This is a genomic window from Pseudomonas sp. Sample_16, from assembly GCF_004307665.1.
Taxonomy (GTDB): Bacteria; Pseudomonadota; Gammaproteobacteria; order Pseudomonadales; family Pseudomonadaceae; genus Aquipseudomonas.
On record NZ_RCOB01000097.1, the window covers coordinates 83,553 to 95,694 of the forward strand.

The window sequence follows — 12,142 nt, forward strand, 5'->3', positions numbered from 1 at the left end:
CTATATCACCTCGCTCGCCCATTTGGTCCAGGTCGGCAACCCGACCGGGACTTCCATTTCGCCGGGCGTTACCCAGCCCTTGCCCAGCGCTTCCCGTTCAATGGCGTTGCGGGTGTCAACCACCCGCACCGCCATCGAACTGCCCGCACCCAGCAGCCGTTCGCGGCATGCCTGCCAGAGTTGGCCGGTGCCGCGCTGCGCCGCCGGGTGGCCGGATTGCCAGGCAGCGGCGGCTTCTGCCTGAACAGGTAAGTCATACAACGTCAGCAATTGGACGCCAGTAGTACTGGCGATCAGCGGGAACGGTGAGTCGGCCACAAGAGGATCGAGAGCCAGCGGTAACAGTTCGACTTCTATAGTGCGCTGGCGTTGTAGTGCGGCTTTTTCCGGATCATAGTCAGGCACGGGCGGCAGGGCATTCGCTTCCATCTCCATACTGCGCGCAATTGTGCGCAGCGCGGTGCATGCGGGTTGCAGGTCAGCGTCCAGCTTGGGTTCGAGACTGTCGACTGTTGCCTCTATCTCATGCGCACGTTCGAGCAGCCATGCCTGGGCCGCGTCGCGTCCATCGGGGAGATCCACGAACGGTCCCACCGCAAGCAGGACGATGTCTTTAATCTCGGCAAAGTTACTGGCGGCGGCATTGAAGGCCTGCGTCACAGCTTGCTCAGCACCTCGGGGAAGGCGGATGCGGCGCTGTTCCGGCGCCAGCCCGTTCGGTGCCAGCTGCAAGCGCGCGCTCAGGTGGAACTCAAGCCGACCGCTGACCACCGAGTGGCTCATCCTGGGTTCGCCGTCCTCACCATCAATCGTAGCGAAGCGCGTACCGCGGCATCGCAGCACGATCGGACGCGGCACCTGGCCTCCTTCTGCCACGGGGTCATGCGCGATCAGGGTGACTTCGGCATCCTGATCTTCAAAGCTGCGGCCGCCGCCCAGGTGCCCGCGCCGAAGCAGCGTGTAGCGCACATTTGGGTCGGGACACCACGCTACGTCAAGTTCTCCCCCGGAGAACCAGGCGTGCGCGCCGACTTCGCTCAGGTCTGCGTGCGATATCATGCGCAGGCCGCCCAGGTGGATTGCCGAACTGTGTTTGTCGAGGCGGGTGATGGTCAGCTCGGGTGTGCCACCCAGCGCCGCGGTTTCCTTGTCCACATCGTTCTGCCGCACGCGCCAGGAAAGTGCCAGTGGGCGCCGAGGCGTCGCGTCCTGCACCGTGCTGATCACGCGCGACACCACCACGCCGGCGCGCGCCACGGCAAGCGCGGTGACGCGATAATGGGCTGGCAAATGGCTGACCCGCCATACGTCGGCGCCTTTCCACAACGACGGATACAGGCCAGCAAGTTCGCCCAGGTCGGTGCCGTCGATGCCACGCGAGTCATCCATGGCGATGGCCGCCAGCGTCGGCAAGCGCTCCGGGTACACCGTGAATTGCAGGTCGGCAGGGGGGCGCAGTGCGCCGGCAATTGTGGCCGGCCAGTCCGGGTCGCGGTATTCGCGCACGAAGCTCAGCGCAGTGCCTTGCGTGCCGAGCCGGGCATACAGCGGCCGATTCGAGAAAGCCAATCCTTCCTCGCCATGCCTTGCCAGGATCAGTTCCCACTGGCCTGCCGCGACGGGGCCAACGTCGGCAACGGTATAGTCGCGCCGTACCAGACGAGAGCCGAGGATTACCGGAGGTTCGATGCGTTCGGTGCGTTCCGACACCGCTAGCGCATAACCGATCGCGCGCTTGAAAGCGCCGGCTTGGTTGCCAGACTCCACTAGCAGGCCGTCGGTGACCAGTTGCTCGCTTTCCCCCTGAGTCTTGTAGTAGCCCGCGCCCAGGGCCTGGTTCTGGTAGCGCGGGGTCGCACGCACCGCGTACACGCGCGCATGCGCCCAGCGGTCAGCGTGTAGAAAGGAAAGCGTCAGCCTGCCCGCGTCATCGGCTGCCAGGTTCAACGGATTGGCCTTCACTGGCGCGGCCAGTGCAAACTGAATAACGTTGTGGTTGTAGCCCGGCGCGGCCGCATGATCGAGGAAGCGCTGGGTCCAGGGCAGGTAGGCCGCGGCAATTTCCAGGGTAGACTTGGTTTCGACATCGTCGGCCCAAGTCGGGCCAGGCCAGGCCAGCGCGGGCGCGGCGAAGCGCAGGTTGTCACGCAGCGAGAGGAACGCCGCCTTCGGGCGTGCGGCCTGCGCGAGCTCGTCGGCCCACTCGTCAGGGGCGAGCGCTCGGAAGCGCTCGTATGGCGAAGGCCCATCGGCGTCCGGTGTACAGATCTCGACGAATGCGGGTGTGAGGGAGGAGGGCGATATCAGGCCCGATGTTGGCAATTTTGCTCCAACCGGCGGCACGACGAACGTCTTTAACTCCTCAAAGGGGACGAACTGCTCGCCCGACGTGGTCTCCGTGGTCATAGTCGGAACGCTGCCGGCCTGACCGAAGGTTTCGGTTGTGGTGCTGGTAACCATGCGCACGCGCGCGACCAGCGAGATGTCCGGTTGCGCAAAATCGCCCTGGTCACTGCTGCGCAGGAAGAATTGCAGTGCAAGAGCAGGCGGCGTCGTGCTGACCAGGCCTTTGGGAAACGCGTTCAGCGCCAGGCGCTCGGCGACAGCGGGTTGCAGCGCACTGGTACGCCCATCCTGCATGCTGGTCAGGTCGGCCGACATGCCTTTTACGGTGAACACAACCTCATAGCCGAGCAGCATGCGGGTGGCGCTGACCGTTTTACGGGTGCGCCAAGTGCCGTCAGGGTCCTTCTCGACCTTTACCGTGAGCAGGCTCGCGTCCTCCAGTTGCTCGGGCCAGTAGCCTTTTTCCCAGCGCATATCGAGGAAGAAGTAGCGGCGCGCGGGAGCCGGCACTGGCCTCAGCGACAGCTGCGCGATCGACAAACCGTCGTTGTCGAGCTCAAGCCGGCCGTGCTCGAGTTCGACACCGGCGCTGGCCAGAACAGCGTCGAACGGACCTGGGGTGCGGTCGCGCCCGGGGCGCAGCAACACGTCGACAAAAGGCTGCCCGAAATCGTACCCATCCTCCCCGTCCGCGGATGAGTAGCGGCTGACGGTGGATTTGAATACATTATGAACCCGCCCCAGCAGCTCTTCGGCGGAAAGGAAACGGTCCATGTCGCGGTCATACATCTTGATCGTGGAGGCCAGGCCGAGCTGCTGCAGTGCGGCCCATCCGTAGGGATCGGTCTCGTTATTGCTGTCGGCCAGGAAAGCGGCCATGGTGGTCGCAGCCACCGGCTGTACCGGCTGCACCGCCACCACATATCGACGGTACAGACCCTCATTGGCGCTGCTGTATTCCAGTTCGCCCACGACCTCTTCCAGGATGGGATGCAAGGTTCCCGTCAGGGTCAAGGGCAGTACCGCTTCGCCGCATAACTGGTCATGCATCCCACCACTGGCCTTGGCCACCCAGCTGCGCGCTTCAAGACGGATGCTGCAGGTGAGTAACGTGCCCCCGGCCAGCGCCCCCAACATCTGGCGCACCGCCGTGGGCGGCACCTTCAGTAACAGCCCCAGCAGCGCGGCGCGTACTCGCGCGGTGCTGAGAGCCGAGGCGCCATCGGGGGCCGTCAGCGTCAGCAGGGGCTCGTCTTCAGATGGCTTCGCCAATAGCTCCAGATGTTTCGAAAAGGTTGCTTCGCCGAAGTTCAGGTGGCCCCAGCGGACGTGTGCCTCCTCGTTCAGCTGTTTGGCAAGCAGCTTGAGCCAATCTTGCGCATCGGCCGCCGTGGTGCAACTGAAGCTGACATAGATACGATCCGGTTGGCCGTGGGACATCAGGTCCGTCACGGCGGCCTCGGATGCAGTCGCAAACACGCGCATGCGCGGCACCCGCGCGGCGAAGGCCACCGTTGATTCTGCCGCCGAGTACCAGGGCGCGCGGCGTGGCACGGATTGGCCGGAGCGGCCTTGCGCACGCAAAGCAAGGCGCCAGGTTTCGCTGGGGTAGTGCGCTTGCCAGCCGGGCCAGTCCTTGTTCGAGTCAGGCAGCAAGCGCGCCATCTCGGGCGACACACGTTCGATCCGGGCGACACGGCGCGCGCGTCGCCAAGTGTCGGCGTTCCTGTCGAACTCGGGTGCCAAGGCGGTGTCTAGCGGGGCCAGGTCGTCAAGGTCGAGTTCGTGCAGGTCGAACCCAGCGATGCTGCTGGCGTGTATACGGTCGACGTCGGCGCCATTGCCACGCACAAAATCCGGGACCGCATCGAAACTGACTTCGGTGAGGATGCGCCGTTCCGGGTCGCGCACCAGTACACAGGCATTGACGCCGCCGGGCTCGAGCAACTTGTCGAGCCCGCCCTGATGTGGCGGCGCGAGAAAACGTGCGAAGCCGCTGCTGGCTTGCAGCTGGCCCGGACCGTGCGGTGGCAGGTCGAGGTGAACCGGCCATTCGAATGCATCCGGGCGCAGCAGGCCAATGTCGTTGCGGACCAAGTCGAGCGGTTCGATCCGTACCTCGATGTTGACAGGCACTCGCTTCGAGATCGTTGTGAAGGTATGCGGCTTGCCATCGGCACCCTGTACGGTCGTCATCTGGACTGTCTCGAGCGCGAAACGGGTGGCGATGCGCGCACCAGCCTTTGCGCCCCCGCGTCGCCAAAGGCTTTCGAGAAAGCCGACATTGTCTTTCGGTTTCACAAGCAGGGGAATATGTTCGTTGCCGAGTGCCTCATCGACCCGGCCGATGTCGGTGGTACCAGCGAGCAGGCTCCACAGCGGATAGGTTTCGAGCGTCTGGTGGTCCGGCTCGATCGGGTCGATGAAGCTGTCGGCCGGTATCTTGTCGTTCAAGCGTACGTCGACAAAGCTATCTCGCTTGAGCTCCCAGACGCGCTCGTCGCCGCTCTTGTTGAAGGTAGCGGCAAGACCGGGGCGGCGCTCGGTCAGTCCATCGGTACCGTAATGGCCAGAGGGACTGATGTTCTCCGGATCAGCCACCAGATGGTATTTGCGCACGACCGTGACGTTGTCCTTGCGCCGGGCGTTGGCCTCTCCCGCCGGGTCGCGTAGCGCCATCAGGATTGCGATACTGCCCTTGTCGGGCATGTCTTCCTTGTGATGAGGTGTCGTGACGTACTGGCCAGGCCCCATGCGCTTGATGATGACGCGCAGCTCGGCTTCGGCTGGGCGCAGCGGCGGCAACGGTCGCGGGATATCGACCAGAAATGACTTGGGCATGCCGCGCGAACCGGCGCTGTCGACAGGGGTCACGGTATAACTGAGTGAGATCGACTCGCGGTCGGCGAAGGTGCGCGCCCAGGCGGTAGCGCCTTCGAATGTGCCGGCTTCGTCGTTGCTCGGCAAGAGCGCCCGGCGCAATTCTTGATTCAGGTCAGACAGGTCGTCCGTGTACTGCCAATCCGGTGCCAGTTGCGACACGACGCCATGCAGGTCGACGCCGCCAAGGGTGGCTGCTGGCTTGACCAGAACCGTACGCGGCGTGAATTCGTGGCCCTCCAGGGTACGCACGATCTCGTAGTGTTTCAGGAACTGGTCGGGATTGGCTTGCGGCGCCAGTTCCGGCGTGGCGGCGTCGCACTTGATGGTCTGGGCGAACGGCAGTGTCAGCTGCCAGTCGAGCTTGACGCCGTCGGTGGCGCAGGTGCTGCGGTCCCCCGTCAGCATCGGATCCTGCTCGACGAACCAGCTCGGAAACGGATTGAACACCTCGATCTTACCGGCAGTGATTTTTGCCGCGGGCTTCGGCTCGTCCGGCTCGTCCTTGCGAATACCTAATAGCGCCAGTTTTTCCAGCGCTTTCACCGGGCCGAAGAACACCAGTCCGAGATCGGCCACGTGGGCTTCGTGATTGGGGGGCAGGGTAGAAGCCGTCAGCGCCACAAATTGCTCGGCGAACATTGCCAGCACCGTGGAGCGAGCCTGGTGGACACCGTCGACCACCGGGTTGGCAGCGGTTTCAGCCGCATGCCCACGCTGGAACAGGTCGCGCTCGGAATTACGCTCCTGCTCGGTGCCCACGGGTGCTGGCTTTGGATTGGCGTGGATGCGCGGCCTTTTCGGCTCGTGCCAGCCTGAGCTGCGGCGGTAGGGCGGCTCGTTGGGCACCGGCGTATCGAACCACGTGGTGTCAGTCAGGTAGCATTCGTCGAACAGCAGCGCGAGTGTCAATTTCTTCGAGCCATCCTCGGTCTGAACCGGATTGTTCCATTTGGCTCTGACCTCGATCTCCTGGGACTTGTCTCCCAATGGGATAATGAATGGCTCGAATTCGCTACTTGCGGCATTGTATCGATACAGCTTCTGCAGAAGGTCGATATCCTCTTTTGACAAACTGTCCGTGAGTAGGAAATGGGCCGGCCTGGTCTCGTCGCGCGCGCCGTCATCTTTGATGAAACCGGTTGCGGGGGCATAGAACGCGCTTTTAAACGGGGGCTCGTTCGCCAGTTGGTTGTCCCGCTTGGTCGCTTCCTTTGGGGTCAGCAGGGCATATCCAAAGCCATCCTCGGGCGTCAGCGGGCTCAGTGTTTTCGGGTGGATGCTTGCCTGATGCAGTACACACCAAAAATCGGTTTCACAAGGCGGCAAACCGAACTGGCTGCGACGTTGCGAGTCCGGCTTTGGGTTGCCCGTGTTGTTCGGTATCTTGATGTCGCTCGGCGCGGGTGCGCTGGCCGATGCCTGCGCGTGCGCGGCGTCTTTTGCGGTGCGCTCGTCGCCACTGCGCGCGAGCGCCGCAGGCGCTGCGTCAGGTTCTTCGGCGGTGATGGACATGGCCAGGAAGCGCTGCACGCGCGCGCGCGCGTCGTCGAGCTGGCCCTTGCCAAGAGTGAAGCCGACACTGACCGAAAGCGTGCAACCGAACACCGATACCGCCACTCTGGCGGCCACGCGGGCACCTACGCCTTCGGTCGACAGGGCGATCTCGACCGCCGCTGAAAACTGCAGCGTCTGCGAAAAGCCGATGCGAAGGGTAAAGCTGGTAATGCCGAGGTCGACCTCGAGCCAGGCACGAAACGATACTTTCAGTTCGGCGTCGAGGGCGATCAGGCCGTAGATCAGCGATCCGCTCACACGCCAGGTCAGGTAGCACAACACGCGCGCAACCAGACTGGCCCTCAGCGTTGCTTCGGCGCAGACGCCGACCGGGCCCGCCTGGAATTCACCCCCAAAGCGGAAGAACGCATCTGCCTCGATGTTGTAGCCCCACAGCAGGCCGTCTTCGGCTGCTCGGAAGATCATCCCCCCGCGCACGGTCACGCGCATGTTTTCCTCATCCATCAAGCGCACGACCAGCTGGTTCGGCCAGCCCAGTTCGTAATGGAAGAGGCCAGGCTTGATGAATAGTGTGGCCGACCAGTCGACCGACTGCAGTGCGGTGCGCATCGGAGCACCTTTCTGCAGCGCGGGAATGCGTTCGCCGATATAGCCTTTACTGTCGCCGATCATGCGCGCCAGCAGGCGCTGCTGTGGCGCCGAGATGTACAGGTAGCCCCGCAGGCCAGGTTTCGAGCGCAGGCCGTCCTTGTCGTTCAGATAGTCGATGTAGTTGGTGCCGACCCAGCCGCGCAAGCCCATGAACAGGGTGAAGTCGGAGCGGATGGCCGCCACCAGATCAAACAGGAAGGGGTTCTGCGCCGCGTTTTCGGCCTCTTCATCCCAGTTCTTGCTGGCTGGGTAGACCTGGATCGCGCCTTTCAGGGCCAGGGTCACGCGGTCGCCTTCGAATTCCGGCTTCCATGCCGAGAACTTGTGCAGGTCGCCCTGGGTTTTCGACACCTTGTCGAGCGCGCTGACCAGCTTGGGGATCGAGGTGGCGCGGTCGGCCGCGTCGATTGCGTCAAGCGTGTAGCGAAAGCCCAACCCGAAGCCGGCTTCGCGCAGGTAGAAATTCCACACCACGGTGGGGATTTCGATGGCCAGCTTTTTCTTGTCCGCATAGAAGAAGAACGACTTGCGGCGCTCACCCGGTCGGTCCTTGTGCTCCAGTTCCAGGAAGCCGAGGCTGGCGCCCATGGCGCCCCAGCCGGGGATGTCGAATTCGCCTCGGCCGAGGAAACCGTAGGCGTTGTAGTCGGGCGGCGCCAACTCCTTGCCTTCGACCGTGCGCGTGTCGGCGTCGACCGCAATAACAGAGCCACGGACGCGGATCGCGCCTTTGAGGTTGAGGTCGATACCGAGCCCATCGGCCTTGATGCGGGGAAGCGATTCGCCTTCCTTCGGCGGCGCGATCCATAGGCCGTGGAAGTCGATTGATGGCGCCATCACGTCGCCAATCTCGACAAACTGGATCTGGCCCGAAATGTTCACCGCCGGATCGCCGTCGAACTTGGGCGAGGCTGGATGGTAACCAAAACCGCGCAGCTCGAACGTAAACAGGTTGAACAGGTTGAAGCTCTTTTTCGGGTTTAGTGTCTTCTGGAACGAGATATGTTTGAGCAGCACGCTTGGATCGGCCGACAGCGGCGTGCGCTCGAGATTCATTTCGACCCCGTCGAGGTATTGCAGCAGCCCGCTTTCGAACTCTCCGGGTTTCGGCGTGAAGCGAAGCGAACCTGTTACCAGGTAGTAGAAGTGGTAGCCACCATCCTTCACAAAGGCGATGTCGAGGTCGCTGATGGTCAGGGTGAAACGTGACGTATGGCAGATGATGGGATCGCTCTTCTTGTCGAGCTCTACTTTCCCGGATTGAAGGACGATGCCTTCACCTTCGACTTCTGCAAACGTCAGCGCCACCGTACAGTCGGCCTCGCCGACCAGATCGGGCGGCAGCGCACCGCGTCCCGCGATCATTGCGCGGACCAACCGGCCACCCTTGATTTCCAGCGTCCCGTCGTTGAAGTGAAAGGGCACGTCGATGCCACTCAAACGCACCGGATTGTCGGCGACCTTTGCAACCAGGTCGAGCCCACCCGGCCCGATCTTGAAGGTAGTGACCTCGAACACCACACCCTGACCGTCCGACGACAAGCCATTGAAACGCAACTGCATGCGTGCCTTGTTTTTGGGCTCTTCACCCGGTTTTGGCGCATTCAGTTCAAACCCGCTCTGGCCACCGGCAAAGCCAAGCTTGAACATGTCAATTTTGGCGTTACTTTTGCGCTCATCGGCATCGGCCTGTTCGATCACCCACAATAGCCCGAGTGCGTTTTCCTCGATGCGTTGGGACGCAATTGTAAATTCGTCGCTCGTCTCGAGTGTGACGGCAAGCGAGTCAAGGGAGATCTGTGCTTTGAGCGCCAGGCTGGTTTCCAGGCCCGCTGCCTTTAGCCCCAGCACCAGCTCTACTCCTGCATTGCGGTTGCTCAGGCTGGCGTAAGGCCTGGATTCCTTGACCCACACCACGTTTGCCAGGGAGCCCTTGAGTTTGTCGAGGAAGCCAGGTCCCGCGCCAGGAGTAGGATCAGCGCCGGATTCGCCCATCCCCAGCAGCGGCAGAATGCGATCCGCCTTGAATTCGACGTCGAGGTCGAACGCCTGCTCCAGCGGTACCAGGCGGAACGGGCCGTCCACGGAGCGTACATTCATGCCGGGGTTGCCGGGCAGTTGCACGGCGGTGGATGCGCCCGCCATACGCATGAAAAACACCGTATGGCCACGGGTCAATCCGGCTACCACCAGAATCAACTGCGACGCCTCGGCCATCTCCTTCAACTTCAAGTTGAGCCCGAGCAACGGCTCATCCGATAGCGTGCGCGGCTGCGGCACGGAATTCTTGCCATCGACATCGCGCAAAGGTCGACTGTCGGTTTTATGGGTTTCGTTATCCGTACGATCGAGCCAGAGATCAGTGTGCAGCGACGCAACTTTGGCAGATTCATCATCGGGCGGGGGCGTGTCGCAGGTGAGCACCAGATAGGCACCGGGCTGAGTAACGAAATCAAGTAGCAGCCCAGGTTGCCAGTGGCCGGGGATTTTCAAGGTAAATCCCAGCAGTGCCTTGTTGCGTTCCTCGTTGCTGCCATTCGTGCGCGAGGTTACCAATATTTGGCGCAGTTCGAACGGATGGGTGCCGATACGCAATTCAAGGGTAAAGGGTGGGTTTGTCGATGGGCTCAAGGCCAGGTCTTTGAAGCCCCGAAGCAGCGCCGCAACCATCTCGGCGATACCGCCCAGCCCGCTGCTGAGCAAGTCGCCAAGCGCATCCAGGGCGCCGCCGACTTTGTCGGCCAGGAAGATCGCAGCGCGGCCCGTTGCCAGCGCCATGCGTGCGAGCACGTCGAGCAAGGTCTCCAGGTGCTGAAGCAGCATCACGCCAGTATCGATGATGATGTTCATCACCGCCGCGCCGCCCCGTAGCATCTCTTGCGCCGCGTTTTGGAGCAGGACCAGCGGGAACGGTTCGACCAGTTCCAGTGCGAGCAGGCGGGCGCCCGAGGGGTCGATCTCGATCTGGCCTGTTAACGTCAAAAAGGCGTCCGGGTCGTCAGTAACCCGTAACATCAAACGCTCAAAGCTGATGACCGCGCGCAGAGTCTCACCCTCGTCGGGTGGGGCGGGTTTGCCAAACGCGTTTCCCTGATGTGAGGGGGTGACCGTCAGTTTCGCCCATGTGAACTCGAACGGGCCGAAGCGGTGCGGCGCATTCAACGGTATATCGATCGGTTGCATCACGGCCTTGACCGTGCCGCCGAAAACCTGTTTGTTCGCCACGTCGCCCAGCGTCAGGCGTTCGATCCTGACCCCCGCGCCGCCCGGCAATGCCACATTCACCGTGAAGACCGCAGCCTTGGCCACCGGGTCGAGGTCGACGTCGGGGTTGAAATCGCCGGTGACCACGACCCAGTCGATTCCCGGACCCGCCGAGCGCAGCTTTAGGAAGAGTTTTGGCTGGACGTCGGCGGGTGGGTCGAGCTCGACTGTAATGTTTGCATCGTCCACAAGGCGTCGCAGTGTGGACTCGGCTCCTGTCAAGGCATTGCGAAGTGAGAGGGGCGCCATCGGCTCACCGAGATCGAAATGCGGCAGGTTAAATGTCGGGAAGCGCAATCCCAGGTCGTCCGCGTCGATCCGTAACGACGCACCCACTGCGGCGTCGACGATCACCGTCAGCGCCACGCTGCGTTCGAGGGTGCCGGTCATTAAACTGACGTAGGCCGCCAGCTCGATCGACATATCTGCCTTGAGCGTAACGGGATCATCGGCAACCGCCGGGTCGACCGTCCACAACTGCATCCTGATGTGCCCGCCGGCAAAAGCGTTGACGAGTGGTGAACCAAGGAAAGCGGCAGCCTGTGCCTTCGCATCGACCTCGATCGACTGCATGCGGCGCACTGTGTCCTGTACTAGAGCGACAAACTGCCTGACAGCGGTTCCACTGGCCGTCGCGATTTCGGCTTTCAACTCGGCACTGTTCAGGAACCGCTTTTTATTCTCATGGATCAGGGCGCCGGGAATGCGCAGAGGACTGGTCAGGAAAAAATTGCAGGCAGCGCTCGTAGAAGCGTCCGGCGGGTTATCGGGGCATGGTCCGACAACGCGGGCGATTTCGACGAAAGCACTGTTCAGCTCCTTGTCCCCGACAAGTATCTTGCCTAGCGTACCGGACGCCGTACCGACCAAATAGAACTTATTAATGCCCTCGATAGGAATGGCAATGAAATCACTCGACACGTGCGTCTCCTTACGATCGGTACACGCGCCGATGGAGCGTCGTGTCGTGGGCGAACTGGTTTGGGGCAGTGTAGTTGCAAAATGCGCACGTATTGGCTGCGGTTGGCCAGGAGCGTTTGCCATTGCTCTGTTGCGCGCAGAGGAACTCGGATGGCGCGCAAAGTCATGCAATGCGCGTCTGATCCTTTGCAAAGGTTGTCCAGGGTCGACAGCCGCGCCTGAGCGAATGTGACCTTGTAAGCTCCTGACACTTGCTATCGATTACCACGTCAAAGAGAGCAAGGTCTCGTGTTCTTCCTGCAAGCTGAGCCTGACCCGGATTGCCCAGATGTCTCTGCGTCGGAGCGGAGCTTTCTGCCCGATGAAGGTTGATGGCTATTGTTGGAAATGGTGTTCATGGCGTGTCCTCCACGTTATGGGGGGACAAGGGTGGATCAGTCTAAGGGTCACTTTCCGATCCAAACCGATCGGTCGCGACGCATAGAAAACCGGAGGCAGTTCAAACTCAACTTACTGGCCATGTCTTCGAGGCAAGTCTGATCCTGCGCCTATTTCGTCAATG

At 62.1% G+C, this 12,142-nt stretch carries 1 protein-coding gene and 1 pseudogene; both read right to left on the bottom strand.

Annotated features, from left to right (window positions below; all coding sequences use genetic code 11):
• A complete protein-coding gene (locus D8U69_RS14165) occupies nucleotides 1–11,580 on the bottom strand; it encodes a hypothetical protein (RefSeq protein ID WP_130907543.1) in 11,580 nt (3,859 codons plus the stop codon).
• Nucleotides 11,581–11,812: 232 nt separating this feature from the next.
• Nucleotides 11,813–11,978 (bottom strand): annotated as a pseudogene (locus D8U69_RS29785) (integrase); the annotation flags it as partial.
• Nucleotides 11,979–12,142: the final 164 nt, after the last annotated feature.